Here is a 26,371-nt window from a genome sequence, read left to right on the forward strand (position 1 = left end):
GAAGGAAGGAAAAAAAGAGCGTGGTATAGCCTGCTGACCATACCACGGGCGTCAAAGACACCTTCGCTTGCTGCCGGAGGTGTGTGGGAGGCCACACACCATCTGGAATTAGGTTTTAAATAACTTGGGTTTATTAAAGCGGTTTCAGCGTTTCAGCCGATAGTAATTTTCCGCCATTATTTCATTTCGATTAAAAAGCCCCCATTTTTTTGCACCGACTCTAAATTTTAGTGGGGTGAAAAACGCGTCTTTTTGAGCTTTTAACGTTTTTGACGAAAAATTCACGTGAAGTTTTTCTCTTTGACCCCTGCCAGTAATGTGCGTCAATCATGCAGTTTTAGCCGGAAATTTACGAAGTTAACGAAGAAATTAACGTTTTTGACGGCGATGCCGAAAGGAAAGCCATCCAAACTTTGCGCAATTCCCCTAACTTTGTTGATCAAAAACAACTTTCTTTATGAAACAATTTGCAATACTTTTGACTGCAAATGTGTATGATTCTCATTTTGGTTGTATTTATGAAGCTCACCGAACTCAAACCCGGCATGGCAGGGAGGGTTTTATCTCTTTCCACGGTCCCCACAATTCCAAGAAAAAAACTGATGGCAATGGGTTTACTGCCTGATACCGACATCAGTGTTGTTCGCTACGCTCCAATGGGAGATCCAATTCAAATCAGGGTGAGAGGATGTGACATCGCGCTCCGTGTATCTTTAGCGCAAAACATCGAGGTGACTTCTCATGATGGGTAAGCAATTACTTACTGTCGGTAATCCTAACTCAGGTAAGACGACCTTATTTAACCGACTAACAGGCTCTCGTCAGGAGATCGGCAATTGGACGGGCGTCACCGTCGATAAAAAGAAAGGTAAACTAACCTTGGAAGACCAGGACGCTACTCTCACTGATCTGCCGGGTATCTACACTCTGGATAATGCCGACGGTGAAAACAGCCTTGATGAGTCAATCGCGATATCTGCTTTGTTCAATCTCCCTTGTGATTTGATTATCAATGTTCTTGACGCCAGTAGCCTAGAGCGCAGTTTGTACCTTACGCTTCAGCTCCGTGAACTCGGCAGACCTATGGCAGTTATCCTCAATAAAATGGATGTTGTTAAAGCACTGGGCTTTGAGATTGACACATTGAAGTTGTCAAATCTCCTCCAGTGCCCGGTTTATTCGGTAACAGCAACGGATATGGAATCTGTCGCTTCGCTGAACGCATCATTATCAAATGCGTTGGCCGAGATTCAATCTGATACATCGTTAATGTTGGATTATGGTCAGGAGTTAGAGAGAGGCATTGAAACCCTTTCGAAGGAGTTGGAAAAAGAAGGGCAGGTTTATACCCGTGCCAGTGCGATTCGACTCCTCTGTGGAGACTGCGGGTTAAAACGACAGGTTTCTGAAGAAACCATTCAAACATTGTCGGGGGTTATCAGCCAACTCGATTCAACAGATATTGATCTTACTGTTGCAGATGTTCGCTATTCGCGTGTAGCGGAGATTTGCAGAGAATCCAAAACGCAGCTGATCCCCCTCAAAGCGAGAATCACAGATGCGATTGATAACCTTGTATTGAGCCGCTTCTTCGGATTGCCAATCTTCTTCGCTTTGATGTACCTGATGTTCATGTTTTCCATCAATATTGGCGGTGCATTCATCGACTTCTTCGACATTGGTACAGGGGCATTATTGGTCGATGGCAGTCACTACGTGCTGGATAATCACTTGCCAGTTTGGCTGGTGACGATCATTGCTGATGGCGTCGGTGGCGGTATCCAGACCGTTGCAACCTTCATACCCGTCATTGCCTGTTTGTATTTGTTCATGTCACTACTTGAAACGTCAGGTTACATGGCCCGCGCGGCTTTTGTATTGGACAAAGCTATGCAAAAAATTGGCTTACCAGGAAAGGCATTTGTTCCACTGGTGTTGGGCTTTGGCTGTAATGTACCTGCCATTATGGCAACTCGCACACTCGATCAAGAACGTGAACGTAGACTGGCAGCAGCCATGGCGCCATTCATGTCCTGTGGGGCGAGGTTACCGGTTTATGCGCTCTTTGCCGCCGCATTCTTTCCGGATAATGGTCAAAACATTGTGTTCCTCCTTTACCTTCTTGGGATCGCTGTTGCGATTTTCACTGGGGTTGTATTGCGCAGAACGCTTTATCCTGGAGACAGCGAGGCTTTACTGATGGAAATGCCCCGCTATGAATGGCCACGAGTGAAGGACATCCATGTGAAAACCTGGCAGAAACTGAAGCGTTTCGTGCTGGGTGCAGGTAAAACCATAGTGGTGGTTGTAACCATATTAAGCTTCGTTAACTCGATTGGCAGTGACGGTTCGTTTGGAAACGAAGATTCAGAGAATTCAGTGCTGGCAAAAGCTGCTCAATTTGTTACGCCTGTATTTGCGCCAATTGGTATTCAGGAAGACAATTGGCAGGCTACTGTCGGCATCATTACGGGGATTTTTGCAAAAGAAGCCGTCGTAGGTACGCTCAATAATCTCTATGCCTCTCCGAGCGGTGACGAAGCTTCAGAATATGACTTGTTGGGTAGCTTTACCGAAGCACTGCAGACGATTCCTGAAAACCTGATGGGGCTCAACTATGCAGATCCGCTGGGTATTAAGCTTGGCGATTTAGCAGACAATGAAGCGGTGGCCGAAGAGCAAGACGTTGACCTGAGCATTTTTGCTAATCTTAGCGCAAACTTTACCGTTGCCAGTGCCTTTGCTTATTTGGTCTTCGTTTTGCTTTACACGCCTTGTGTAGCAGCCATGGGCGCTTATGTGCGTGAATTCGGCCGGCCATTTGCCGTGTTCATTGCAGGGTGGACCATGCTGCTAGGCATAGTCGTGGCGACTATTACTTATCAATCGATGATGTTGATGGTGACGCCTCTGGTCAGTGGGCTTTGGATTGCCGGTAGCATCGCGCTAATGGTGGCGACGGTTGCACTACTTAAACGTAAGGGTTCTTTCAGTAATGCGCTCAGGGTTGTTGCAGTATGATTTTGTTTACCTTGAGGGATTATATTCAGTCTCACCCCAAATGCTCATTGAATGAGTTATCAAAAGCGTTCGCTCTTTCTGAGGATGGCGTTGAAGCCATGCTGGGTGAGTGGATTAAACGGGGAAAACTCAAGGTGACTGTGTCAGAGCGAACATCGGGGGAAGTCAGGCAATACATCTGGCTTGATGATTCTGAGCTTGGCGTGACTGTCTATCAGTAGAAAACAAAAAAGCGCGGTATGATTCCGCGCTTTGCTTTTATCCTGCTGGGGTAAATCCGGCCGAGTCTAATAACAGGCTACGCCACTTTTCGGCCATTTCAACTTGAGCCAACTGATGGCGCTGCACGCCATTGGTGTTTCCCCAAACTGGGCCAGGCCAAGCGATGTCTGTTTGAAAACGGGCAATATGGTGAACGTGCAGTTGAGGAACCATATTTCCCAGTGCGCCGATGTTGAGCTTGTCAGGGTTGGAGTGTGATTCCAGCTTTTCTGCAACCAACGAAGATTCTTTGATGAACTGTTGTTGTTCACTTTCCGTTAGGTGGTGAATTTCTCTAATCCCTTCGACTTTAGGAACCAAAATCAGCCAAGGGCCAATATCTTCTTTACTTAATAGCACTCGACAGAGCGGCAGATCGCCTAGCCATGTGGTGTCTGCATCCAATCGGGGGTGGAGTTCGAATGGCATCTCATCTTCTCTTGATGTCAGGAAATCAGGTCAAAACTACTTGTATTCAGCGCCAATGTAAATAATCGTTGACTTGCCTTTTCTTAAGATTAGAAAAACAGCTCAATCCCTTAAGGCGGCTTGACCAAGATTAAACTCTTGGTTGTCTGCCTGAGCGCGCTTTGCGCAAATGTCATAGTGAAATCACAAATCTAGCTCCAATCGTGTCATTGAACCACGTTGTGAAAAATATGCAGTTAGGCTTTAAGAGTAATTAATAGCATCAGATGGAGGCGCGAATGGACTATACAGAAGTTCTGGAGTTTTGGTTTGGTGCTCCAGACGCGCCCAAAACTGACGATGTGCTTAATTTCATGTGGTTTGAAGGTGGTGATAGCCTGGACAAAGATATCCGGGAAAAATTCCTTCCTTATGTCAGTATGGCTGGTGAAGGAAAATTAAGTCAGTGGCTTTCATCTCCGCAAGGAACGTTGGCGACTATTATATTGCTCGATCAGTTCAGTCGCCGTATCTATCGCGGATTAAGCGCGGCATTCCGCTATGATGAGTTTGCTCTTGCAGTGTGTAAGCGTGGCTTGGCAGAAGCGCAGGATTTCGAGTTACCAACGGTTCAGCGTGCGTTTTTCTACATGCCATTACAGCACTCTGAGCATATGGAAGATCAAGAGGAAGCACTTTTCAGGTTTAGCCAACTTTGCAGTTCAGCCGGACAGGAAGAAGCAGGGTTATTCGAGAATATTTTTCGTCACGCCCGTAACAACTTTGATGTAATAAAACGCTTTGGACGTTTTCCTACACGCAATGCGTCTCTAGGCAGACTCTCTACAGAGGCTGAATTACAGTGGCTTGCTGGTGGCGGTGCAAAGTTAACCCAATAGCCGGCTCGTTCATCTAACCTGCGGCATCACACAATTTCTGCCTTTGTGTTTAGCACAGTATAAAGCTTCGTCTGCTCTTGCTAGCAGCGCATGTCCACACTCATTTTTCTCATGTTCAGCAATGCCAAATGACGCAGTGATTGAATTTATCTTCTGGCCAGAACGTTTATCTGTGACTGACAGCCTTTCAAGCGTTGAACGCATTTTCTCAGCGACCAAGAAAGTTGATTTGAGGGGCTGACTGGGCAGAATCGCCACAAATTCTTCTCCTCCATACCTGAATACCGCGCCTGAAGTATCTACTACCTGCTTGAGTTTCGCTGCGACAATCTGAAGAACCTTGTCTCCCATTTGATGGCCAAATTCATCATTGAACGATTTGAAGTGATCAATGTCGACCATCATCACGCTGAATACATTGTTTTGATCGACGTGTTCATCAAGCTGCTTTTCGAACTCACGACGGTTTAAGCAGCCTGTCAAAGCATCATGCGAAGCTTGTTTCTGATATTCCTGGAGTTGTTTTTTTAGTGCGTCAATTTCAGTTTTTTGCGAGGTAACTTGTAACTGGTATTGGGACGTAGCACTCAGTAGATGCTGGGAGCCTTTGAGAAGTTCATGCAACACTTGCTTGTTTTCCCCGTTTTGGGCGATATCACCTTTTACGTTTTTTAATTTATCTACAGAACTACTTAGGATGTCTCTGAACTCTTCGGTATCTGATACCGTGTGTTCCATGGATTCGCCAAGATCAGCAGTCAGGTTTTGGAGCTTTTGACGGAAATTGTTCACTTCGCGTTTGGCATCATCCATGAGATACGTATCGATAATTTCATCGCAGTGTTTAATTGAGCAGGCCCCAAAAAGGCTGACTTTATTATCAACTGCTTGATTTAACCGAGGGTTAGTACCTGCACAATAGGTATACCAAAGCGAGAAATAGTGAGGTGTTGTCGGTACCTTATATTTTACCATTAAAGGTACGGCGCGCTTGAAAATACTGGTTGCTTCAAAAAAGGCGTAATCACTCATTAGTGTCTCCTTATCGAACACCTTATCCACTATTGATACAGGATTATGTGCGATAAATTAACACTAGGTGTAAAAAACCCCGTACATAAGCACAGGGTCTTTGAGAATTGTGATATTAATCTTATTTTGTCTGATTACATACGTTCTAACGTGTTAATACCGAGTAGATCAAGACCTTGTTTTATAGTGCGTGATGTCAATGCAGCTAGTTTCATTCTGCTTTGTTTAGTTTCGCCTTCTGCATTCAGAATTGGGCACGCTTCGTAGAAACTTGAGAAGGTGCCAGCCAGATCAAACAGGTAGCTGCACATGATGTGTGGCTGACCTTCGCGAGCGACACCATCAACGGCTTCTTCAAATTGCAGAAGTTTAGAAACCAGTGCTTTCTCTTTCTCTTCAGACACAATGATTTGGCCTTCGATGCTGTTCGCATCAATGCCAGCTTTGTTGAAGATAGAGGCCACGCGGGTGTAAGCGTATTGCATGTAAGGCGCAGTATTGCCTTCAAATGCCAGCATGTTGTCCCAGTCAAACACATAGTCAGTGGTGCGGTGCTTAGACAAGTCAGCGTATTTTACGGCTGCCATTGCTACTGTGTTCGCAATGTTGTCTTTTTCTTCCGCTGACAGTTCAGGGTTTTTCTCTTCAATTAGCTTCTTCGCGCGCACTTCTGCTTCGTCCAGCAGGTCAGCCAGACGAACGGTACCGCCTGCACGGGTCTTGAATGGCTTACCGTCTTTACCCAGCATCATGCCGAATGCATGGTGCTCAAGGCTCATGCTTTCAGGTACATAACCGGCTTTACGAACGATAGTCCACGCCTGCATCAGGTGCTGGTGCTGACGTGAGTCGATGAAGTACAGCACGCGATCTGCGTTGAAGGTTTCGTAGCGGTATTTCGCGCATGCGATATCCGTAGTGGTGTACAGGAAGCCGCCATCACGCTTCTGGATGATCACACCCATAGGCTCGCCATCTTTGTTCTTGTACTCGTCCAGGAACACAACCATGGCGCCGTCATCTTCGACTGCCAGACCTTGTGCTTTAAGGTCTTCAACAATGCCAGCCAGCATGCCGTTGTACATGCTTTCACCCATCACGTCTTTATCGGTTAGGGATACGTTCAAACGGTCGTAGTTACGCTGGTTTTGTTCCAGAGTGATTTTTACCAGTTGCTGCCACTTTTCTTTGCAGTACTCGTCTCCACTTTGCAGGCGAACCACGTAGTTACGTGCAGTCTTTGCAAACTCTTCGTCTTCGTCGTAAAGCTTCTTCGATTCACGGTAGAAGCCTTCGATGTCGCTAAGATCCATCGAAATGTCGCCGCCTTGCGCTTCATGACGCTCAAGGTTTGCGATCAGCATGCCGAACTGGGTACCCCAGTCGCCAAGGTGGTTAGCGCGGATAACGTTGTGACCCATGAACTCCAGAGTGCGCACAACCGCGTCACCAATGATGGTTGAACGCAAGTGACCAACGTGCATTTCTTTCGCTACGTTTGGTGCTGAGTAGTCAACCACAATGTTTTGTTTTTCAGCTTCTGCCACGCCCAGACGGTCACTCGCCAGCGCTTCGTCTGCTTTGGCTGCAAGCCACTCAGTGCTTAAGAAAATATTGATAAACCCAGGGCCAGCGATTTCGGTTTTTTCCGCCATGCCATCCAGATCCAGAACATCCAGCACTTTCTGCGCGAATTCGCGTGGGTTACAACCCAGCTTTTTGGCAACACCCATGATGCCGTTTGCCTGGTAGTCACCAAACTGTGGTTTCGCTGATTGACGGACAGCCGCTGGGCTGCCTTCAGGTGCACCTGCAGCAACCATGGCTGCAGCGACTTTGTCGTTAAGAAGGGCTTGAATATTCACTTGCTTACCTTAATTCTGACACCCGGCAAAATACAGCCGGGTTAAAGCAAAAAATCCGTCAACAATACCCACTGCAATTTGAGGCAAACAGGGCATGGTTGACGGCTTTAGCACTGAAACTTGGGCATCAAAGTGTGATGCGCGTATGTAGGCGTAATAATACCCACAAACAGGCGCAGTTTAAAAGCTGAATCCTGCGAAATAGGTGGATTTCATAACAAGTAAAAGCGTGTGCGTTCCAGTGATATCAACGCTGTGGTAAATTCCTGTCATCTTTGAAGGTAACGAGATGACCATGCCAGCATTAACCGTCGAATCCCTCTACGCCACACTCCCCGATTTTTCTGCTCGCTTGGATGCGCTGTTGGAAGTGTTGGAGTTGGATCTTAGCGCCTATCGTGCCGACCACATCGCTTTGCGCATCAACGACAGAAAAGCCGCTGAGGAACTTCACCAATCCTGGCTCTCTTCGGGTGAAGAACTTTCCGTGAATAACATCAATGGCCGTCCTATTGTGGTGATCAAAGCCAACGATCCGCTGTCTTTCGGTCAATGGCAAACGCAATGTGTCGAGTTGCCGTATCCGGGTGACAAGCTTTATCCGGAGGAAGGATGGGAACACGCCGAATGGGTGGTACCGTCAAAGGCGACAACACCGGAAGCATTGCTCGAGGATGTGTTTGGCTTGTTCCCAGCGCTTGCAGCAAAGTGGGATCAACTGGCATCACTGGGTGTGAAGGTGAAGCTGAGCTCTCCCGCAGGCGAGGGCGAGCGTATTGCCAACCCGACTGTGGCATTCAAGTTCAAGGGCATTTGCGTCAAGCTCCACCCCGTGACTCTGGAGCAAGTGATAGAAAGTGAAAAAGGAGCCTGAGGCTCCTTTTTCTTTGGTCGATTTCCTGCTTACAGAATGACGGTCTTATTGCCATAAACGAAGACTTTGTCTTCGATCACTTGGCTCAGAGCATTACTCAGCACGGTTTTCTCTACGTCACGACCCGCTTTCACCATGTCTTCTGCACTGAAGGTGTGGTCAACATGTTTCACGTTCTGGTCGATGATTGGACCTTCATCTAAATCGTTGGTCACGAAATGTGCCGTTGCACCAATGATTTTTACGCCTCGTTCCCATGCCTGATGATAAGGGCGTGCGCCGATGAATGCTGGCAGGAAGCTGTGGTGAATGTTGATGATTTTACGAGGGAAACGTGCAACGAAGTTTGGTGTCAGCACACGCATAAACTTTGCCAGAACAATATGGTTCGGTTCATACCCTTCGATGATGTCGATGATTTGGTTTTCATGCTCTTCACGTTCCAAGCCTTCATGGCTCACAAAGTGGAACGGAATATCGAATTTTTCCGTTAATGCTGCCAGCTTATCGTGGTTACCAATTACGGCGGCAATATCCACATCCAAAGAACCGTCATAGGCTTTCATCAGGATGTCACCCAGACAATGTGACTCTTTGGTCACCATGATCACCACACGTTTACGGCGACTGGTGTCAACGAGATTGCGGTGGCTGCCTGCCGGGAGCGCCTGATCGATATCCATCAGGAAGGTTTTATCATTGAAAATCCCTTCCAGCTCAGTACGCATGAAGAACTGACCGGTACTGTGGTCAACGTACTCATTGTTATGGATGATGTTGAGTTGGTGTTTGTAACAGATGTTGGTGATCTTGGCGATGAGGCCTTGAGCGTCAGGGCAGTCCGTCAGCAGGATTTTTCTTTCCATAGAAACGTATTACTCGTGATGAATTTTAATTTGCTATTCATCACGTTTTACTCTGAATTGGCCTCAAGGTCAAAGACTTGACGGTGGCGTTCTGCATGTCTGGCGATAAGGGGGGATTGTTGGCATAATGCAATCCTTTCAAATACTGTATAAATGACCAATGATTTCGAAGGTTTTCTCCACCACAGGTGCGTTGGCTAGAGCGATAAAAGGCTTCCAGCCACGCCAGCCGCAGACCGACATGGCGTTGTCAGTTGAGCGTTCAATCAAAAACCAAACTCAACTTGTGGTCGAGGCAGGGACGGGTACCGGTAAAACATATGCGTATCTGGTGCCGGCACTGCTCAGTGGAAAGAAAACCATTGTCAGCACAGGTTCGAAAAACCTTCAGGAACAGCTGTTTCACCGCGACCTACCTTTGATGGTCGATACGCTCGGCTTCTCAGGTCGCGTTGCCTTGCTGAAAGGGCGTGCAAACTACCTTTGTCCAGAACGTTTAAGCCGACAGATGATTGAGAGTCACGACGGTCACGCCGACCCGACGTTGCTTAGCCAGTTAGTAAAAGTACGAAGCTGGTCTTCAGAAACCAAAACTGGAGACTTGGGCGAGTGCGATGATTTGGCGGAAGACAGCCCAATCATTCCCACAATTACCTCGACCAATGACAACTGCCTGGGTAAAGAATGCCCAAGCTATGAAGACTGTTTTGTGGTGAAGGCCCGTAAGCGCGCCATGGATGCAGATTTGGTGGTTGTGAATCACCATCTTTTCCTTGCCGATCTGGCGATCAAAGAGACAGGGTTTGGTGAGCTTATCCCGGAAGCGGAAGTGTTTATCTTCGATGAAGCGCATCAGATCCCGGATATTGCCAGCCAGTATTTCGGCCAGAGTCTTTCCAGTCGTCAGCTTCAAGAACTCGCCAAAGACATCAACATTGCGTATCGCACGGAGCTTCGTGATACCAAACAGCTTGAGAAAGTGGCTGACCGCCTTTCTCAATCGGCATCAGATTTACGCATTGTACTGGGTGAGCCGGGCTTTCGCGGTAACTGGCGTGAAATAAGCACTTCGCCAGCCGTGGCAAGGGAGCTGGTGCGTTTGACTGATGCACTAGAACTTGCCCATGACGTGATGAAGCTGTCGTTGGGTCGAAGTCAGTTGTTGGATGCTGCTTTCGATCGCGCCACTTTATTTAAAGCCAGACTTGAGCGGGTAAAAGATATTTCCATCCCTGGCTATTCCTACTGGTACGAATGCAGCCGTCATCATTTCAGCCTGAACATCACGCCATTGTCAGTGGCTGAAAAATTCCGCGAGCAAATTCAGCAGCAGGAAGGGGCGTGGATATTTACCTCCGCAACGCTCGCGGTGAACGATGATTTCAGTCACTTCAGCAACCGCTTGGGTTTAGAGCCTACGGAGCAGTTTACCCTGCCAAGTCCATTCGATTACGAATCTCAGGCGATTCTCTGTGTGCCGCGCTTTTTGCCCGAGCCAAACAGCTATGGCATTGCAGACAAGCTGGTGGACTTGCTGATACCAGTGATTGAGCAAAACAATGGACGCTGTTTCTTCCTTTGTACCTCACATCAAATGGTGCGTGATTTGTCTGAGCGTTTCCGCGAATTGTCAGACTTGCCGGTGTTGGTGCAGGGGGAAATGTCTAAACAGAAACTGCTCACTGAATTTTTGGAGCTGGGTAATGCGCTTTTGGTTGCCACAGGAGCGTTCTGGGAAGGGATAGACGTTAGAGGGCAGGCGCTGAGCTGTGTTATTATCGACAAATTGCCTTTTACTGCACCGGATGATCCGCTGCTCAAAGCGCGGATTGAAGATTGTCGTCTTCAGGGCGGCGACCCGTTTTCCCAGGTTCAAATTCCCGATGCGGTGATCACCCTCAAGCAGGGGGTTGGGAGACTTATCCGCGACAGAAACGATCATGGTGCGCTCATTCTCTGTGATAACCGCTTGGTGAGCAGAAACTATGGCGAAACCTTCCTGCGCAGCTTACCGCCAATTCCGCGAACGCGTGATCTGGCAAAAGTCAGCGAGTTTCTCGCTGAAATAGATACGAACAACCAGTCTGCAGAATCATCTGCAGCGTCAGAGGTATAAATGGCTTCTAAGATCCTTGCCGTCGATACGGCCACTGAAAACTGCTCCGTCGCCCTGAAGGTGGGGAACGACATTATCGCGCGTTGTGAAATGGCACCGCGTGAACACACCACGAAAATCCTGCCTATGGTCGATAGTGTACTGGCTGAAGCAGGCTTAAAGCTTAACCAGCTGGATGCGCTGGCGTTTGGTCGTGGTCCTGGCAGTTTTACTGGTGTGCGAATCGGAATTGGTATCGCTCAGGGTCTGGCATTTGGTGCCGACCTGCCAATGGTCGGTGTATCTACGCTGACTGCGATGGCGGAGCAAGCACACCGAAAACAGTTGGCTACACACGTGCTGTCCACCATCGATGCGCGCATGAACGAAATCTATGCAGGTGGCTATGTACGCCTTGATAACGGCGATTGGGATATCGTCTTAGAAGAAGCGGTCCTGCCTCCTGAAATGTTCAAGCCAGAATTGGCAAAAGGTGAGTGGTTTGTAGCAGGAACAGGCTGGCAAGCTTACCCTGATTTGCAAGGCCAGCTACACTTGTCGGTAAGCGACAGTGGTGTGTTGTATCCTGAATCGCAGGATATGTTAATCCTTGCTCATCATGCGTTTGCGCGCGGAGAGGCAGTGGATGCAGAACACGCCAGCCCGGTATATCTTCGTGATACTGTGGCATGGAAGAAATTACCAGGTCGCGAATAGTTTTATCTAAAGCTAACCGATAAGGTCTTTCATGATTTCAATACAGGGATTACCTCAGCAGATACAGCGTCCGGGAAAAACCGGACGTAAACCTACAACTAAGAAGAATGAGGCACGTGATGTCTCTGAGCCTTCGGTGGTGGCAAAAGCGGTATCCCGTGGTATTCGAAACCCTGAAATGGCGGAAGATGCGTTTCAAAACATTCATTATGATTTACCCGATGGGCGAAGCCGTTATGCGCTGGCGTCCTATATGGATGTTAAGAATCAGGCTCGCCGTGAAGAACTTATCGCCATGTTCGGCGTAGATGTCTTCGTTTAAGAAACTCCTCGTACCACTTGACCTACACTCTCTGTGTTAGGCTTCGCGCGCCCTCAAACGGTCCAATATGACATTACAAGAAAAAAAATATGCAGTGAGATTTGGCGACCTCGCCGCGCAGGTTTATCTGACCGAGCGAAACACGCCGATTCTTCTGATGTTGCATGGGTGGCAAGATAATAGCGGAAGCTTTGTGCCACTGGCCCCGCAGCTCAGCGAGTACTTTGATTTAGTCATGCCAGATTGGCCCGGGCACGGTTATTCCGACCATAAAGGCGCCGACAGCTTCTATCCCTTCTTTGATTATGTGGACGACCTTCACCAACTGATCCTTCAGCTGGGCGACAAGCCGATCTACCTGGTCGGGCATTCACTGGGCGCATTGGTAGCGTCTTGCTGGAGTGCCGCCTTTCCGGAAAGGGCGAAAGGGTTGGTGATGATAGAAGCGCTTGGCCCAATGTCTGAGCGCGAAGATAAAGTCGTCGAAAGACTGAAACACGGCGTAGAAAGCCGCGCGAATATGAGGTTGCTACGTGATTTACCCTCGCTGGATGCGGCGCTGAAACTTCGCCGGGGTATCAACAAAGTCAGCATTGAAGATCTGACACCGTTGGTTACGCGCGGCATTGAGCAAGTAGGCGATATCTGGCGCTGGCGTCATGATGCCAAGTTGAAGACGGAATCGATTTACCGGATGTCGACACATCATGCCGAACATTTGGTCCGTGGCATTGAATGTCCAGTGATGGCGATTATTGGCGAAGACGGCTATCCAGAACTTCGCAGCCCAATGGCTGAAAAACGTAAGGCGTGGTTCAAGAACCTGACCGCGGAAATGGTGGAAGGTACACATCACTGCCACCTTCAGAGTCAGACAAAAACGGCGTCTTTGATCATTGATTTTGTGACCAAGTTACATCTCACAGCGCTTAGCGATGTTAATTGAATGTTACTTCTGGTCTAATTGCGAGTTAAAACACTCGTTTGAATTTATTGCGTCTGTCGCGGACTTTTTCTGTTCGCGGTAAAAAATAGGAGAGATCAAGTGGATAAGGTTTGGCTTAACCGCTACCCATCAGATGTACCAGCGGAAATTTCTTCGGACATGTACCCTTCACTGGTAGAAATGTTCGAGAAGTCTGTTCAGAAATATGCTGATCAGACTGCCTTCATCAATATGGGGCAGGTGATGACCTTCCGCAAACTGGAAGAGCGTAGCCGTGCTTTCGCTGCCTACCTGCAAACTGATCTTGGCCTGAAAAAAGGCGACCGCGTGGCTGTCATGATGCCAAACCTACTGCAATACCCAATTGCGCTGTTTGGAATTCTGCGTGCTGGCTGTGTGGTGGTTAACGTTAACCCGCTTTACACTCCACGTGAACTCGAACATCAGCTGAATGACTCGGGTGCGGCCGCGATTGTTATCGTGTCGAACTTCGCACATACGCTGGAAAAAATCGTCGATAACACCAGTGTGCGTCACGTTATTCTGACCAGCCTTGGCGATCAACTGCCACGTGCAAAAGGAACCATCGTTAATTTCGTGGTGAAATATATCAAGAAGATGGTGCCGAAATACAATCTGCCACATGCGACTTCAATGCGCCTTGCATTGAAGCGAGGCCGCCGTATGCAGTACGTGAAGCCTTTTATGACGGGTGATGACATTGCTTTCCTACAGTACACAGGTGGAACGACGGGTGTTGCAAAAGGTGCGGTTCTGACCCATAACAACATGCTGGCGAACCTGAACCAGGCGAAAGCCATGTATGCGCCTATATTGAAAGAAGGCCGTGAGTTAGTGGTCACTGCGCTGCCGCTTTACCATGTGTTTGCTCTGACCGTGAATGGCTTGCTGTTTATTGAAATGGGTGGTCAGAACCTGTTGATTACCAACCCGCGCGATATTCCTGCGTTTGTGAAAGAACTGAAACAGCATCCGTTTACGGCAATCACTGGCGTAAATACCCTGTTCAATGCACTGTTGAACAATGAAGACTTCCATGAGTTGGATTTCAGTAATCTCAGCCTGACAGTCGGCGGTGGCATGGCGGTGCAACGTGCCGTGGCTGAAAGCTGGATGAAGCTGACGGGTAAACACCTGCTGGAAGGTTATGGCCTGACCGAGTGTTCTCCGCTGGTCGCGGCGTACCCGTATGATCTGAAAGAGTACAATGGCTCAATCGGCCTGCCAGTGCCATCAACTGATGTCCGCATCGTTGATGAGGAAGGTAACGCACTGGCAAACGATCAGATTGGCGAGCTGCAGGTAAAAGGTCCTCAGGTGATGCAGGGTTACTGGCAGCGTCCAGAAGCGACCAAAGAAGTGATCACCGAAGACGGTTGGCTATCAACAGGCGATATCGTCAAATTCGATGACGACGGCTTCCTTCACATTGTTGACCGCAAGAAAGATATGATTCTGGTTTCCGGTTTCAATGTTTATCCAAACGAAATTGAAGATGTTGTCGCGCTGCACGGTAAAGTACTGGAAGTAGCGGCAATTGGTCAGCCACACGAAACCTCTGGTGAAATCGTGAAGATTTGTGTGGTTAAGCGCGATCCGAGCCTGACGAAAGATGAGCTTCTTGCGCATTGTCGTGAACACCTCACGGGTTACAAAGTGCCTAAGGTGATCGAATTCCGCGAAGAACTGCCGAAAACCAATGTCGGTAAGATCTTGCGTCGGGCTCTTCGTGAAGAGCAGGATGCCAAAAGCGCAGAAGCATAATCAGGCATGCGCTTAAACCATTAAGCGCGTAGAATAACGATATGCCTTTGAAAACATGCTGGCTAAGGCCGGCATGTTTGTTTTCTGCGCTAATAGAATAAGCGCAGAGCCTAAATGTGGATGACAGCGTGAATTTTGAAATTGTAACTGAGCTATCCCAACTCGAACGTGTGTGCGAGAAAGCACGCCAGGTGCCAGCAGTGATGCTGGATACCGAGTTTGTGCGTACCCGCACACTATATCCGCGCCTTGGCCTTATCCAACTTTATGATGGCGAAACGCTCTCTCTGATTGATCCGATAGAGCTTGAAGACATGTCGCCACTTTGGGCGTTACTGACGGACGAGTCAGTGGTGAAAGTGCTACACGCATGCAGTGAAGATCTGGAGGTCTTTCATCATCATGCGGGTGTGATGCCTACGCCAATGGTAGATACCCAAATCATGGCGGCCTTTCTGGGTCATGGCCTGTCAACGGGCTTCGCGACGTTGGTGGAAGAGTATCTTGAGGTAACATTGGACAAAGGGGAGGCCAGAACTGATTGGTGTGCCCGCCCGTTGAGTGAAAAACAGCTCGAGTATGCCGCTGCGGACGTTTATTACCTGTTGCCTCTCTTCAATCTGTTAGCGAAACGCATTACTGAAGAAGGCTGGGACGAAGCGGTTAAGCAAGAATGTGCACTGATGGTGAGCAAGCGCGGCAAAACACCCGATCCGGAAAAAGCCTACCTTGATATTAAAAATGCGTGGCAATTACGTCCTAAACAACTTGCCGTACTGCAAAAGCTTGCGAGCTGGCGATTGAGAGAAGCTCAGCGTCGGGACTTGGCGTTAAACTTCGTGGTGAAAGAACTGCACCTTTGGAAAATGGCGCGTTTTAACATCCGTTCTTTAGACAAAATGGCGGATGAAGACTTTGACCGATTTGAGATTGAACGCCATGGCAGTCGCCTGATTCGCATGGCGCAGGAGGCAGACAAAACGCCTGCTTCTCATTACCCAGAAGAGATTCAGCGTCTTGTTGATATGCCTGGCTACAAGCAGGCGGTGAAAAACATCAAAGAACAAACTAACGCAGTCGCTGAACAACTGGGTATGGTCCCTGAGTTCATTGGGTCAAAAAAACAAATTCACCAAGTGCTCAAGTGGGCGTGGATCAATGACCGCAACCCAGAAAAAGCACCGGATATTCTCTCGGGGTGGCGTAAAGCTTATCTTGAAGAAAAAGTGTTGGCGGTGCTAGATAAATAACGGATGGCCCGAGACCACAATAAGAAAAACCGGCGAATTTGCCGGTTTTTTTCTCTCTTCCAAATAAGATTATTTGTCTTCAGGCAGGGTAACGTTGAGTTCGAGAACGGACAAATCGTCGTCACGCTGTTCAAGGGCAACTGAAACCTGCTCAGGAGAGATATCCACGTACTTACGGATAACCTCAAGGATGTCTTGCTTTAGCTGGGGTAGGTACTTTGGCTCAGCACTCCCTGCGCTGCGGCGTTCAGCGACGATAATCTGCAGGCGCTCTTTCGCGAGCGATGCGGACGTCTTCTTCTTTGGACGGAAAAACTCCAGCAGTGCCATTGATTATCCTCCGAACAGTCGCTTCAAGAAGCCTTTCTTCTCTTCCTCCAGGAAGCGGAAAGGACACTCGTTACCCAGCAGACGGGTGATGGCGTCGCTGTATGCCAGACCTGCATCAGACTCTTGATCCAGAATTACCGGCTCACCTTTATTTGACGCGTGCAGAACAGAGGGACTTTCAGGGATCACACTCAGTAACGGTATGCGTAATATTTCTTCTACGTCTGCGACGCTCAGCATCTCGCCTCGTACAACTCGGGCAGGATTGTAGCGAGTTAGCAGTAAGTGAGTTTTCACTGGCTCTTCGCCGTTCTCAGCACGGCGGGATTTAGAATCAAGGATGCCTAGAATACGGTCTGAATCGCGAACAGAGGAAACTTCAGGGTTGGTTGTGACGATTGCTTCGTCTGCAAAGTAAAGCGCCATTAGTGCACCGGCTTCGATACCTGCAGGAGAGTCACAGATGATGAAGTCGAAATCCATCGCCTTCAAGTCATCCAATACACGGGCAACGCCTTCTTTGGTGAGGGCATCTTTATCGCGAGTTTGAGAAGCTGGAAGAACAAATAGGTTTTCAACACGCTTGTCTTTGATCAGAGCCTGGTGAAGGTTAGCTTCGCCGTTGATGACGTTAACAAAGTCATAAACCACGCGACGTTCACAACCCATGATGAGATCAAGGTTACGAAGGCCGATATCAAAGTCGATAACAGCGGTTTTCTTTCCCGACAGCGCAAGGCCGGTAGCAATGGCAGCACTGGAAGTGGTTTTACCCACGCCGCCTTTGCCAGAAGTGATTACGATAATTCGAGTCATTCCTCAGTCCTTTGGAAAGTTAGAGTGTGAGGTGTTCAATGTTTAATGAGTCTTCTTTCAGTGAAACCTTCACGGGACGGGCAGCGTACTGCTCCGGAATGGTTTCGCTGAGCCAGTACGTGCCTGCGATAGAAAGCAATTCGGATTGCAAGTTCTGGCAGAAAATATGTGTTTCTTTTTGTCCGCTGGCACCTGCAATTGCACGGCCACGGAGCACGCCGTAAACATGAATGCTGCCATCAGCAATGATTTCCGCGCCGGCGCTGACGTGGTTCAATACAACTAGATCGGCATTTTTTGCGTATACCTGCTGACCTGAGCGTATCGGTGTTGTGATGACTTTTGTTGGCGTTTGGATCGGGTCATTAACACGATTAGCCTGCTTCGCAGGGTTCATGACAGCCAACCCGGCGAGCTTGGCTGCTTCACGTACCTGATTTTGTTTACAGCCAGTGACTCCGACAACCAGCATGCCAGTCTTTTCGATGGTGGTTTTCAACTGAAAAAAATCGAGCTGCGCATGAAGCCGAGAGATGTCGACAACAACAGGGGCACCGTCAAAAAAGGCCGGAGCTTTGCTGACTTTGTCAGACAGCACTTGCATCGCGCTATCCAAGTCGTCATCCATTAAATGGAGCACTGAAAGTGTAAATGAACTGCCTTTGAGTTCAGCATTTTTGGTCATTCGGGTAGTTATCCAGCTGGCACGGTGTTGTTGGGTTTGACAACACTAACGTGAATTTTCGTCACCCAATTTTTCCGGTGGCGGACAAATTTAATTTGTTTGCCATTTTCAGGAGGAAGAAAGCAGGTTTCGTGCATTATCAGACAGTGTTCTGCATGGTATATTCATGACATCTTTGCGGCAAGCGCCAACGCTGATTGTGCTGCTTTAATCGCCGATTTCATTGCGATTTTCTAAGCCATTTCTCCAAATGTGGAACTGCGAAAAAACGTTTGCTGCAAACTGGCATGAATAGTGAGAGGTACAAGGTGTATTGCGCAATTTATAAGAGCACGAAAAAGGAATCGACCTATCTTTACGTAAGCAGTAAGGATGATTTTTCAGACGTGCCTGAACAATTGTTACAAACTTTCGGGAACCCACGGTTCGTTATGATGGTCAACTTAGACAAACGCGAAAAACTGGCGATTGCCAATATCAATAAAGTACGTGAAAACCTTAAGAACGATGGATATTACCTGCAGCTACCACCTGCACCGGATGCAGCGCTGCAGCACATTAGACAAAAAAATACCAAGTTATAAAGGAGCGCTATGCGTAAGGGATTAATTGGGATCCTCATTGGGGCTGCGTTATCTTTGTCTGCATCAGCATTGGCTGAAAAGCAGAGTTTTGACAGTTACGTTGAAGGTTTGAAAAAAGAGAGTGTCGAAAAGGGTTATGACGTCGCATTGATTGAAGCTGCATTCAGTAACCTAACTTATCGCGAGCGAGCGGTTAAAGCAGATCGAAATCAGCCTGAGAAACGTTTAACGTTGGATGAGTATATTCCACGCGCAGTTCCAGATTGGAAAGTTGCTCAGGCACGTAAACTTTACGATGAGCATTACGATGACTTGAAACGAATTAGTGAAATATATGGCGTTCAACCCCGTTTTTTAGTTGCTCTGTGGGGGGTTGAAAGCAACTTTGGTAAATTCACTGGTAACTTTAATGTTATTGAAGCGCTATCTACAATGGCCTACGACGGCCGACGCGAAGCGTTTTTCCGCAATGAAGTTTTCTCAGCGTTAACAATATTGCAGGAAGGTCACATCGACATTAGTAAGATGAAAGGGTCTTGGGCAGGTGCCATGGGTCAATGCCAGTTCATGCCAAGTTCCTTTATCTCCTTCGCCGCAGATGGGAATAATGATGGTAGAAAAGATATCTGGAATTCGAAGCCAGATGTATTTGCTTCATCTGCAAACTATTTAAAAAATGCCGGATGGGATGATGAATATACTTGGGGACGCCAAGTTATCGTTCCTAAAAACCTCGATAAAGGTTTGTCAGGTTTAAGTCAGGAGAAAGCAAAAACTTTGGCTGAATGGCAAGTACTTGGCGTACGACGTATGAATAATGCTTCGTTACCAGATGTCGATTTAAAAGCTTGGTTAATTCAGCCTGATGATGAATATGGTCGTAGCTATTTGGTCTATGGTAATTATCAAAGCTTGATGAAGTGGAATCGCTCTCACTACTTTGCGCTAGCAGTGAGCCACTTGGCTGATCGTATTAAATTTGGCTGAGAAGTGTACTAAAAAGAAAGCGCATGTTTAACGCTCTTTTTTGTATGCCGCAGTTGTACTTTGTGCTTAGAAGCGTACAGATTTGTCAACAGTCATAAAAAAGGAGCAATTTGCTCCTTTTTCAATGGTATTTTTCTATCTTCGTATCTGACGTTACCCGATTAGATCAGGAAGTCTTCTACTTTACCGCCAGCATCAATTGCATCTTTGATTACTTTTGGTGTACGACCCTGACCAGTCCATGTTTTCTCTGAACCGTCTACATCTATATATTTGTACTTCGCTGGGCGCGCTGCACGCTTAGATTTAGGCTTAGTACCGCCAAGTGTTGCCAAAAGTTCTTCTGGATCAATACCATCTTTGATAAGCATTTCGCGGTATTTCTCAAGCTTCTCAACACGCTCTTTTTCAGCTTCACGTGCTTCAGCTTCAGCTTCCTCACGCTCACTAACGACTGCTTGTAGTTTTTCCAGAGCTTCTTGTAGTTGTTCCAGAGTAAGTTCACGCGCAACGGCACGAAGGCTGCGCAGGTTTAACAATACTTTTAGTGCATCAGACATTATGCCAGTCCTATTCTCTCGTTATGTAATATTTTATTGCTTCACTAAGAATAGCAAGAATAAATAATTCTTTGCAATATTTAACAAATAAACTTCGCGCATATTAGATATGTATTTTAATTAAAGTGCAAATCTAATATTAAACCTCCCATAGATTTGATAGGAAATCCCTTCTTTTTCGGTAGGCTGTACAATAAACACGTCATACTTGTGAGAGTTTATGTGCGGAGAGAATAACGAAATTGTGAAATGTGGCCAGTTTGTAACCATCTTGAGCTTAGTGTGTAAAAATTTTTATCTTTGTATTGCAAATAGACCATTGTTACATAAAATACGCTAGCTTTTTGCTCAAACGGGCCTACTTTATGTGTATATATCGGTGCGAGAACCGTTGATCGTATAAAGTTGTTTGAGTTTGATACACGTAGAGGTGCGCGGTTTATCATTAGTTTGTCTTAGGGTGATGCCAGTGAGGATAAATGAAAGGAGATAGCGCCGAAGCAGAATGTCATTTATCAGGGACTCTGCTGGGGTTGTGACCGAAAAGGCACAACACTGCCATAGTAATGGGATTTAACTATGGAGCGCTACTGTAGTGTTTAATGATGTGTATAACCGTTGTCTTCATTCAGTCTGGTTTTCCATTTCTGCAGTAGATCTCCAACCGAATAGGTTGATACAGAGATCATGAATTTAGTCGATTTTTCTTCTTCTTCTCTTTCTTTGCTCCCCGCCGTGTTGGCGTTGGGACTCGCGGTTGTGACCCGTCGTGTCTTATTGTCTCTTGGATTGGGTATCTTTTCCGGCGCATTGTTTCTCAATGATTTTTCTGCCATCGGCACTGCTTCTTATCTCGGCAACCTGATTAAGGGGTTGTTTGTTTCTGATGGCAGTGTTAACTCGTGGAATATGAGTATCGTTGCCTTTCTCCTATTGTTGGGTGCAATTACTGCGTTGTTGACACTTTCCGGTGGTACTCGTGCGTTTGCAGAGTGGGCGCAGAGTCGGGTAAAAAGTAAACGCGGCGCGAAACTGTTGGCAGCTTTCCTTGGTGTATTCATCTTTGTGGACGATTATTTCAACAGTCTGGCTGTGGGTGCAATCAGTCGCCCGGTCACTGACCGTTTCCATGTATCCCGAGCAAAACTGGCATATATTCTCGATTCAACTGCGGCGCCAATGTGTGTCATTATGCCCGCTTCAAGTTGGGGTGCTTACATCATCACTGTGATTGGCGGTATTCTGGTCAGCCATGGCGTGACAGAATACAGTCCGCTCAGCGCATTCGCACACATGATTCCAATGAACTTCTACGCTGTGTTTGCACTGTTGATGGTGTTCGCTGTCGCTTGGTTCCAGATGGATGTGGGTCCAATGCGCCGCTTTGAATATCAGGCATCAACTGGGAGCCGTTTGGGTGATGAAGAAAGCGGCCATGAACCGATTGATGATGAGCTTGGTATTGAAGAAAGCGAAAAAGGTCGAGTATCTGATCTGGTTGTGCCGATTATCGTCCTTATCGTGGCGACCATGTCTTGGATGGTTTACTCAGGTGCACAGGCGCTGGAAGCAGACGGTAAAGCTTTCTCTGTACTGGGCGCGTTTGAGAACACAGATGTAGGCATGTCGCTGCTATACGGTGGTGTGATGGGCTTGCTTTCTGCATTGATCACTGTGGCTAAACAAGGTCTGGCAGCCTCTGATATTGCTCGTACCACTTGGATTGGTGCGAAATCTATGTTCGGTGCCATCCTGATCCTTTTCTTTGCTTGGTCAATCGGCGGTGTTATCGGTGACATGGCCACCGGTAAATTCCTCTCGACTCTGATCCAGGGCAATCTGCCAACGCAACTGCTGCCAGTGCTGCTGTTCCTTTTGTCAGCGGCAATGGCATTTTCAACAGGTACATCCTGGGGGACGTTCGGTATCATGCTACCAATCGCGGGTGACCTTGCAGGGGCAACAGATATCGCGCTGATGCTGCCTATGTTGTCTGCGGTTTTGGCGGGTGCAGTATTCGGTGACCACTGTTCACCAATTTCTGATACCACCATTTTGTCTTCAACGGGGGCGCGCTGTGGTCACATCGACCACGTAGCGACCCAGCTACCATACGCCCTAGGGGGCGCAGTTGTTGCTGCCATTTCTTATCTGGTTTTGGGCTTCACCGATTCACTGAGCATTTCCCTGTTGGCAGGGATGTGTGTTTTTGTGGTGGTGTGTACGCTATTTGGCTGGATATCACGTCGGCCGGGTAAGCTGGCATAACCTCTTCTCTGGGCCTCCAATTTCGGGGGCTTTTTTCCTGTAACGCGCTTTACGCCGCTTTTACCATTCCCTATTTTTCGGTAGCATTCGTCAGTCTTAATTTCGGGAGAACTCCATGGCCCAGCTGTACTTCTATTACTCTGCGATGAACGCTGGTAAATCCACCACGCTTTTGCAGTCCTCGTTCAACTATCAGGAACGCGGTATGAACCCGCTGATTTTTACGGCTGCAATCGATGACCGTTACGGTGTGGGTAAAGTCAGCTCTCGAATTGGTCTTCAGGCGGAAGCGCAACTCTACACGCCGAAAGACGATATCTACGCGACGGTTTGCGATATTAACGCCAATAACAAGGTCGATTGCCTGCTGATTGATGAGTGTCAGTTCCTGACCGAAAAGCAGGTATATCAAATCACGGAAGTAGTAGATAAATTGCGTATTCCTGTGCTTTGTTATGGCCTGCGTACCGACTTCCGTGGTGAGCTGTTTGAAGGGGCGAAATACCTGTTGGCATGGGCAGACAAGTTGGTTGAGTTAAAGACCATTTGTCATTGTGGCCGTAAAGCGAATATGGTGATCCGCACTGACGCAGAAGGCAATGCCATTGCAGATGGTGATCAAGTGGTCATCGGTGGCAACGACAGATATGTGTCGGTGTGCCGGGTGCACTATAAAGAGGCGCTGGGTAAGTAATCTGGACGTCTACAAACCAGAGTTGAATAAAAAATGCCGCTGAATTCAGCGGCATTTTTGTTTAGGGGGTGAGTTAGAGCCTTGAGGCGAGAGGAATAATATTAACGCGATCACCCACTTCTGCGCTTTCTACTTCCGGCGACACCTCAATCAGGCAATTCGCTTCATGCATCGAACGTAAAATGCCTGAGCCTTGAGAACCTGTTGAACGCACTTCAATCTGGCCATTGGCGCTGATGGAATAAACACCGCGGGTATACTCTGTGCGGCCAAGTCGGGACCGAATTTTCTCTTGGGTTAATGCAGAGAAACATTGGGGCTGCCAGTGAATATCCCCCTGCATTTTACGAATGGCCGGTTCTACAAACTGAAGGAAGGTCACCATAACGGCTACCGGATTACCAGGTAAGCCAAAGAAAGGTGTGTTACCTAACTTACCAAAGGCGAGAGGTCTACCAGGACGCATATTTACACGCCAGAAGTTAATGTCACCCAAGGCATCCAGTACGTTCTTGATATAGTCCACATCACCGACTGATACTCCACCAGAAGAAATCACCAAATCGGCTTTTTCCATTGCCGTGGTCAGTGTGTTTGTCAGTGCTTCCTCACTGTCTTCGATAATGCCCAAATCAAGAATCTGGCAACCGAGGTTTCCCAACATACTGCGAACCGTAAAACGATTAGCATCATAGATGCAGCTTTCTTTGGCAGGAGTTCCGGGTGCCTGCACTTCATCACCGGTTGAAAACAGAGCAACGGTGAGAGGCTTATAGCACTTGGCTTCAACGAAACCCAGTGATGCCATCATACCTACTGATGCGGCATTTAGGCGGGTGCCTGCATTAAACACTGCCGTACCTTTTTTAAGGTCTTCCCCTGCCTGACGCACATTTTGCCCGGGACGAATGGCACCTTTTCGGGTATCGAATATCACCAGATCGCCTTCCATCGTCGCTTGTTCACGCATCACGACAGTGTCAGCGCCTGTGGGAACAGGCGCGCCTGTCATGATGCGGACACACTCGCCTTTTTGCAGTGGTATGCCAAGACCATGACCTGCATAAATTTCGCCTAAGATTTGATAGCTGTCGCGCTCTAAATCATCACTACGAATCGCGAAACCGTCCATGGCTGAGTTGGTGCTGGAAGGGACATTGACAGGAGCGATAACATCTTCCGACAGAACCCGCCCAGGTAGAGACTCGAGCGGATGAACTTCGATAGTCCCCGGCTCGTTAATGGCTGCTAGAATCTTATCCCTTCCGGCATCTACGGAAAGCATCGTGGGGGAGAGGGAATCACAGGTGGCCGTTTGTGCTTTGTGACCTTCCATCCAGAGCAGAATGAAGCCGCAAATTGCCGGTACATCATTGATGTCGAGTGCTGGTAAATCCGAATCAGGGTTACTGTCGCAGGCAATGGCAATAATGTTCTTGTCTTCTTTGTATAGCCATTGCTTTGCGAGTTCGTCGCGGCGAAGTTCGATTTTCGGGAAGTTCTCGTGCTTAAAGCCTTCAACCAGAACAAGGTCGGCGAGGTTTTGGTCAAGGCGGCCGAGAAGTTGGTTGAGGGAATATTCTTCTTCCGGTGTTTCTGTCATCAAAGCATTGCGATAACGCGAGCTGATTAGCATTTGGGATGCGCCTGCTTTTCTGAGGCGATAACTGTCTTTACCCGGCTTATCGACGTCAAACTCGTGGTGTGCATGCTTCACCATCGCAATTCGCACACCTGATTCCACCAACTGCGGAATGAGTTTTTCAAGCAGGGTGGTTTTACCTGTACCACTGAAGGCCGCAAACCCAAGTACAGGTAAGGAACAGTTGGAGAGACTCATGAAAGTGCCCCGAATTTTTCCAGCTCGTCGGGTGTGTTCAGGTTGATGAACGCATCATGTTCATCACTGAAGTCAACGAATGCTGTCTTGCAAATGTCGTAAAGCAAAACGATTTTACGGTCACCGTTATTGAGAAAATTTTCCAGTCGCTCAAATACACTGCTCTTATACATGGTCACGACAGGCTGCACCGACTCCCCGTCATGGGCGACAACAATCTCGGTATCATCAGAAATAGATTGGTACATCTTTTCCAGCAGGTTATGGGGCAGGTTAGGGCAGTCGCACGGGACAAAACCATACCATTCACTGTCCAATTGCGCCATCGCGGCATGAATACCGCCTAAGGGCCCAGGAAAGCCTTCAAAGACATCACTGAAAACCTGCCCATATTTTGCGTAGGTTTCCTGATTACGGTTAGCGTTGACGGCAACATTCGCACCTTGTTCGCTGAGGCGGTCATGAACATAATCGATGAGGGGTTTGTTATTCAGGCTTACAAGGCCCTTGTCTTTTCCGCCCATGCGGCGGGCTTGTCCGCCGGCAAGAATGACCCACGTGGTTTCAGGAAGCGGCTGCATGGTTATCCTCGTTGATTAAGTTGAGTTTTGGCTTATGAATCAATCTCTGGTTCTCGATCAACCAGTGCTGATTGCAGCAAGCGGTTAGCGAATTTGAATGATGGCTGGTGATCACTAAGCTTGAGCCACGATCTAGCAGATCTTCGACCATGACCTTCTGCGCTTCGATAGCATCAGGGTCAAGGTTGGCACATGACTCATCCATCAAAAGAATAGAAGGGTTCAGTGCCCAAGCACGAGCCATAGCGACTTTTTGTTTTTCTCCGCCGGAAAGCACAGAGATATGCTCTCGGCTGAGGCTTTCAAGCCCAATCATTCGTAAGGCTTGCATTGTAAGCTGGCGACAGGTTCTTTGACAGAAATGCTTACCTTTCAGGCCGTAAGCGACGTTATCTGCCACTGTCCCGTCAAAAAGGTAAGCGGCCTGATGCATGTAGATGACACCACTTTGTCCGGCAAACCCTGCCAAACGTTGCATCAAAGAAGGACTCCTGAGATTCAGGCCGCCGCTGGTGGGTTTTTGGATACCTGCCAGCACTTTGAGCAGGGAGGTTTTCCCGATGCCATTTTGCCCGGTGAGGTAGATAGCATCGCCGGGAGTGATTTTCAGCGATGGAATGTGAAACAGAAGTCGATGCTTATATTTCACCGACAAGTCGCAGGCTTCCAAAATTATCTGACTCAT

26 protein-coding genes and 1 riboswitch are annotated in these 26,371 nt (G+C 47.9%); of the genes, 15 read left to right on the forward strand and 11 right to left on the reverse strand.

What is annotated here, in order from left to right:
* Positions 1–518 precede the first annotated feature (518 nt).
* Genes VP504_RS16600 through VP504_RS16610 form a run of 3 tightly spaced genes read left to right on the forward strand, consistent with a single transcriptional unit; the run spans position 519 to position 3,242 of the window.
* A complete protein-coding gene (locus tag VP504_RS16600; protein WP_325894067.1) occupies positions 519–752 on the forward strand; it encodes a FeoA family protein in 234 nt (77 codons plus the stop codon).
* Positions 745–3,021, forward strand: coding sequence for a Fe(2+) transporter permease subunit FeoB (gene feoB / locus VP504_RS16605; protein ID WP_325894068.1), 2,277 nt, complete (start codon positions 745–747; stop codon positions 3,019–3,021). Before VP504_RS16600 ends, feoB begins: the two co-directional genes overlap by 8 nt.
* Positions 3,018–3,242: a FeoC-like transcriptional regulator gene (locus VP504_RS16610; RefSeq protein ID WP_325892137.1), complete on the forward strand. Its 225-nt coding sequence runs from the start codon at positions 3,018–3,020 to the stop codon at positions 3,240–3,242. The genes feoB and VP504_RS16610 overlap by 4 nt, the downstream gene beginning before the upstream one ends.
* Positions 3,243–3,279: 37 nt before the next feature.
* Here the strand turns inward: VP504_RS16610 and VP504_RS16615 are convergent, their stop codons facing one another.
* Positions 3,280–3,711 (reverse strand): HIT domain-containing protein, encoded by a 432-nt coding sequence (locus tag VP504_RS16615; protein WP_062704920.1) that lies wholly within the window; start codon positions 3,709–3,711, stop codon positions 3,280–3,282.
* A gap of 278 nt (positions 3,712–3,989) precedes the next feature.
* On the opposite strand from VP504_RS16615, the gene VP504_RS16620 reads away from it, so the two are divergent.
* A complete protein-coding gene (locus tag VP504_RS16620) occupies positions 3,990–4,589 on the forward strand; it encodes a DUF924 family protein (RefSeq protein ID WP_325892138.1) in 600 nt (199 codons plus the stop codon).
* 9 nt (positions 4,590–4,598) lie between these two features.
* Here VP504_RS16620 and VP504_RS16625 read toward each other — a convergent pair whose 3' ends face one another.
* Together VP504_RS16625 and argS are read right to left on the reverse strand one after the other, a co-directional pair.
* A complete protein-coding gene (locus VP504_RS16625; protein WP_325892139.1) occupies positions 4,599–5,621 on the reverse strand; it encodes a GGDEF domain-containing protein in 1,023 nt (340 codons plus the stop codon).
* 134 nt (positions 5,622–5,755) lie between these two features.
* Complete coding sequence (argS, locus tag VP504_RS16630; RefSeq protein WP_325892140.1) at positions 5,756–7,486, reverse strand: arginine--tRNA ligase; 1,731 nt, start codon at positions 7,484–7,486, stop codon at positions 5,756–5,758.
* A gap of 295 nt (positions 7,487–7,781) precedes the next feature.
* Here argS and VP504_RS16635 point away from each other — a divergent pair, with 295 nt between their 5' ends.
* Entirely contained in the window at positions 7,782–8,360 is a 579-nt protein-coding gene (locus VP504_RS16635) for a VOC family protein (RefSeq protein WP_325892141.1), read from the forward strand.
* A 29-nt stretch (positions 8,361–8,389) separates the two neighbouring features.
* Here the strand turns inward: VP504_RS16635 and purU are convergent, their stop codons facing one another.
* Positions 8,390–9,226, reverse strand: a complete 837-nt coding sequence (gene purU / locus VP504_RS16640; RefSeq protein WP_325892142.1) for a formyltetrahydrofolate deformylase — start codon at positions 9,224–9,226, stop codon at positions 8,390–8,392.
* A 160-nt stretch (positions 9,227–9,386) separates the two neighbouring features.
* Here purU and VP504_RS16645 point away from each other — a divergent pair, with 160 nt between their 5' ends.
* The 6 genes from VP504_RS16645 (at position 9,387) to rnd (ending at position 16,341) form a co-directional block, all read left to right on the forward strand.
* On the forward strand, positions 9,387–11,342 hold the full coding sequence (locus VP504_RS16645) for an ATP-dependent DNA helicase (RefSeq protein ID WP_325892143.1): 1,956 nt from the start codon (positions 9,387–9,389) through the stop codon (positions 11,340–11,342).
* Positions 11,343–12,038 carry a tRNA (adenosine(37)-N6)-threonylcarbamoyltransferase complex dimerization subunit type 1 TsaB gene (gene tsaB, locus VP504_RS16650; protein WP_325892144.1) on the forward strand — a complete coding sequence of 232 codons (696 nt, stop codon included), beginning with the start codon at positions 11,343–11,345 and terminating at the stop codon, positions 12,036–12,038.
* Positions 12,039–12,069: 31 nt separating this feature from the next.
* Positions 12,070–12,360, forward strand: coding sequence for a chromosome segregation ATPase (locus tag VP504_RS16655; protein WP_325892145.1), 291 nt, complete (start codon positions 12,070–12,072; stop codon positions 12,358–12,360).
* 67 nt (positions 12,361–12,427) lie between these two features.
* Positions 12,428–13,306 carry an alpha/beta fold hydrolase gene (locus VP504_RS16660; protein ID WP_325892147.1) on the forward strand — a complete coding sequence of 293 codons (879 nt, stop codon included), beginning with the start codon at positions 12,428–12,430 and terminating at the stop codon, positions 13,304–13,306.
* Positions 13,307–13,405: 99 nt separating this feature from the next.
* Positions 13,406–15,091: a long-chain-fatty-acid--CoA ligase FadD gene (gene fadD, locus VP504_RS16665; protein WP_325892148.1), complete on the forward strand. Its 1,686-nt coding sequence runs from the start codon at positions 13,406–13,408 to the stop codon at positions 15,089–15,091.
* Between the two features lie 128 nt (positions 15,092–15,219).
* Entirely contained in the window at positions 15,220–16,341 is a 1,122-nt protein-coding gene (gene rnd / locus VP504_RS16670; protein WP_325892149.1) for a ribonuclease D, read from the forward strand.
* A 69-nt stretch (positions 16,342–16,410) separates the two neighbouring features.
* Here the strand turns inward: rnd and minE are convergent, their stop codons facing one another.
* Genes minE through minC form a run of 3 tightly spaced genes read right to left on the reverse strand, consistent with a single transcriptional unit; the run spans position 16,411 to position 18,172 of the window.
* Complete coding sequence (gene minE, locus VP504_RS16675; RefSeq protein ID WP_325892150.1) at positions 16,411–16,671, reverse strand: cell division topological specificity factor MinE; 261 nt, start codon at positions 16,669–16,671, stop codon at positions 16,411–16,413.
* Between the two features lie 3 nt (positions 16,672–16,674).
* The gene (gene minD, locus VP504_RS16680) at positions 16,675–17,487 is read right to left on the reverse strand and encodes a septum site-determining protein MinD (protein ID WP_325892151.1); all 813 of its coding nucleotides are present in this window, start codon (positions 17,485–17,487) and stop codon (positions 16,675–16,677) included.
* A gap of 19 nt (positions 17,488–17,506) precedes the next feature.
* On the reverse strand, positions 17,507–18,172 hold the full coding sequence (gene minC / locus VP504_RS16685; protein WP_325892152.1) for a septum site-determining protein MinC: 666 nt from the start codon (positions 18,170–18,172) through the stop codon (positions 17,507–17,509).
* Between the two features lie 287 nt (positions 18,173–18,459).
* Between minC and VP504_RS16690 the strand changes: the two genes are divergently transcribed.
* Together VP504_RS16690 and VP504_RS16695 are read left to right on the forward strand one after the other, a co-directional pair.
* Positions 18,460–18,756 carry a YcgL domain-containing protein gene (locus tag VP504_RS16690; RefSeq protein ID WP_442788884.1) on the forward strand — a complete coding sequence of 99 codons (297 nt, stop codon included), beginning with the start codon at positions 18,460–18,462 and terminating at the stop codon, positions 18,754–18,756.
* Between the two features lie 9 nt (positions 18,757–18,765).
* On the forward strand, positions 18,766–19,743 hold the full coding sequence (locus VP504_RS16695; RefSeq protein WP_325892153.1) for a lytic murein transglycosylase: 978 nt from the start codon (positions 18,766–18,768) through the stop codon (positions 19,741–19,743).
* Positions 19,744–19,904: 161 nt separating this feature from the next.
* Here VP504_RS16695 and VP504_RS16700 read toward each other — a convergent pair whose 3' ends face one another.
* Positions 19,905–20,303 carry an H-NS family histone-like protein gene (locus tag VP504_RS16700; protein ID WP_062704950.1) on the reverse strand — a complete coding sequence of 133 codons (399 nt, stop codon included), beginning with the start codon at positions 20,301–20,303 and terminating at the stop codon, positions 19,905–19,907.
* Positions 20,304–20,720: 417 nt separating this feature from the next.
* Positions 20,721–20,901: riboswitch (Lysine riboswitch) on the forward strand.
* An 89-nt stretch (positions 20,902–20,990) separates the two neighbouring features.
* Between VP504_RS16700 and VP504_RS16705 the strand changes: the two genes are divergently transcribed.
* Positions 20,991–22,571: a Na+/H+ antiporter NhaC family protein gene (locus VP504_RS16705; protein ID WP_325892154.1), complete on the forward strand. Its 1,581-nt coding sequence runs from the start codon at positions 20,991–20,993 to the stop codon at positions 22,569–22,571.
* 115 nt (positions 22,572–22,686) lie between these two features.
* Entirely contained in the window at positions 22,687–23,265 is a 579-nt protein-coding gene (locus tag VP504_RS16710) for a thymidine kinase (RefSeq protein WP_325892155.1), read from the forward strand.
* Between the two features lie 73 nt (positions 23,266–23,338).
* Here VP504_RS16710 and VP504_RS16715 read toward each other — a convergent pair whose 3' ends face one another.
* From VP504_RS16715 to VP504_RS16725, 3 genes are read right to left on the reverse strand one after another with little or no spacing between them, the layout of a single operon-like run.
* Complete coding sequence (locus VP504_RS16715) at positions 23,339–25,105, reverse strand: bifunctional molybdopterin-guanine dinucleotide biosynthesis adaptor protein MobB/molybdopterin molybdotransferase MoeA (protein ID WP_325892157.1); 1,767 nt, start codon at positions 25,103–25,105, stop codon at positions 23,339–23,341.
* On the reverse strand, positions 25,102–25,686 hold the full coding sequence (gene mobA, locus VP504_RS16720) for a molybdenum cofactor guanylyltransferase MobA (protein WP_325892158.1): 585 nt from the start codon (positions 25,684–25,686) through the stop codon (positions 25,102–25,104). The genes VP504_RS16715 and mobA overlap by 4 nt, the downstream gene beginning before the upstream one ends.
* Complete coding sequence (locus tag VP504_RS16725; RefSeq protein ID WP_325892159.1) at positions 25,670–26,371, reverse strand: energy-coupling factor ABC transporter ATP-binding protein; 702 nt, start codon at positions 26,369–26,371, stop codon at positions 25,670–25,672. The genes mobA and VP504_RS16725 overlap by 17 nt, the downstream gene beginning before the upstream one ends.

It is taken from the genome of Grimontia sp. NTOU-MAR1, assembly GCF_035758505.1.
Lineage (GTDB): Bacteria > Pseudomonadota > Gammaproteobacteria > Enterobacterales > Vibrionaceae > Enterovibrio > Enterovibrio marinus.

Bases quoted from the DNA above. Each gene is read 5' to 3' on its own strand.
- VP504_RS16655 (WP_325892145.1), top strand. From the start codon at position 12,070: ATGATTTCAATACAGGGATTACCTCAGCAGATACAGCGTCCGGGAAAA.
- mobA (WP_325892158.1), bottom strand. From the start codon at position 25,686: ATGCAGCCGCTTCCTGAAACCACGTGGGTCATTCTTGCCGGCGGACAA.
- VP504_RS16610 (WP_325892137.1), top strand. From the start codon at position 3,018: ATGATTTTGTTTACCTTGAGGGATTATATTCAGTCTCACCCCAAATGC.
- VP504_RS16615 (WP_062704920.1), bottom strand. From the start codon at position 3,711: ATGCCATTCGAACTCCACCCCCGATTGGATGCAGACACCACATGGCTA.
- VP504_RS16695 (WP_325892153.1), top strand. From the start codon at position 18,766: ATGCGTAAGGGATTAATTGGGATCCTCATTGGGGCTGCGTTATCTTTG.
- minC (WP_325892152.1), bottom strand. From the start codon at position 18,172: ATGACCAAAAATGCTGAACTCAAAGGCAGTTCATTTACACTTTCAGTG.
- VP504_RS16645 (WP_325892143.1), top strand. From the start codon at position 9,387: ATGATTTCGAAGGTTTTCTCCACCACAGGTGCGTTGGCTAGAGCGATA.
- VP504_RS16715 (WP_325892157.1), bottom strand. From the start codon at position 25,105: ATGAGTCTCTCCAACTGTTCCTTACCTGTACTTGGGTTTGCGGCCTTC.
- VP504_RS16600 (WP_325894067.1), top strand. From the start codon at position 519: ATGAAGCTCACCGAACTCAAACCCGGCATGGCAGGGAGGGTTTTATCT.
- VP504_RS16705 (WP_325892154.1), top strand. From the start codon at position 20,991: ATGAATTTAGTCGATTTTTCTTCTTCTTCTCTTTCTTTGCTCCCCGCC.
- VP504_RS16700 (WP_062704950.1), bottom strand. From the start codon at position 20,303: ATGTCTGATGCACTAAAAGTATTGTTAAACCTGCGCAGCCTTCGTGCC.
- purU (WP_325892142.1), bottom strand. From the start codon at position 9,226: ATGGAAAGAAAAATCCTGCTGACGGACTGCCCTGACGCTCAAGGCCTC.
- VP504_RS16690 (WP_442788884.1), top strand. From the start codon at position 18,460: ATGAATAGTGAGAGGTACAAGGTGTATTGCGCAATTTATAAGAGCACG.
- VP504_RS16710 (WP_325892155.1), top strand. From the start codon at position 22,687: ATGGCCCAGCTGTACTTCTATTACTCTGCGATGAACGCTGGTAAATCC.
- minE (WP_325892150.1), bottom strand. From the start codon at position 16,671: ATGGCACTGCTGGAGTTTTTCCGTCCAAAGAAGAAGACGTCCGCATCG.
- VP504_RS16625 (WP_325892139.1), bottom strand. From the start codon at position 5,621: ATGAGTGATTACGCCTTTTTTGAAGCAACCAGTATTTTCAAGCGCGCC.
- tsaB (WP_325892144.1), top strand. From the start codon at position 11,343: ATGGCTTCTAAGATCCTTGCCGTCGATACGGCCACTGAAAACTGCTCC.
- feoB (WP_325894068.1), top strand. From the start codon at position 745: ATGGGTAAGCAATTACTTACTGTCGGTAATCCTAACTCAGGTAAGACG.
- VP504_RS16660 (WP_325892147.1), top strand. From the start codon at position 12,428: ATGACATTACAAGAAAAAAAATATGCAGTGAGATTTGGCGACCTCGCC.
- VP504_RS16620 (WP_325892138.1), top strand. From the start codon at position 3,990: ATGGACTATACAGAAGTTCTGGAGTTTTGGTTTGGTGCTCCAGACGCG.
- VP504_RS16635 (WP_325892141.1), top strand. From the start codon at position 7,782: ATGCCAGCATTAACCGTCGAATCCCTCTACGCCACACTCCCCGATTTT.
- VP504_RS16725 (WP_325892159.1), bottom strand. From the start codon at position 26,371: ATGAGTCAGATAATTTTGGAAGCCTGCGACTTGTCGGTGAAATATAAG.
- minD (WP_325892151.1), bottom strand. From the start codon at position 17,487: ATGACTCGAATTATCGTAATCACTTCTGGCAAAGGCGGCGTGGGTAAA.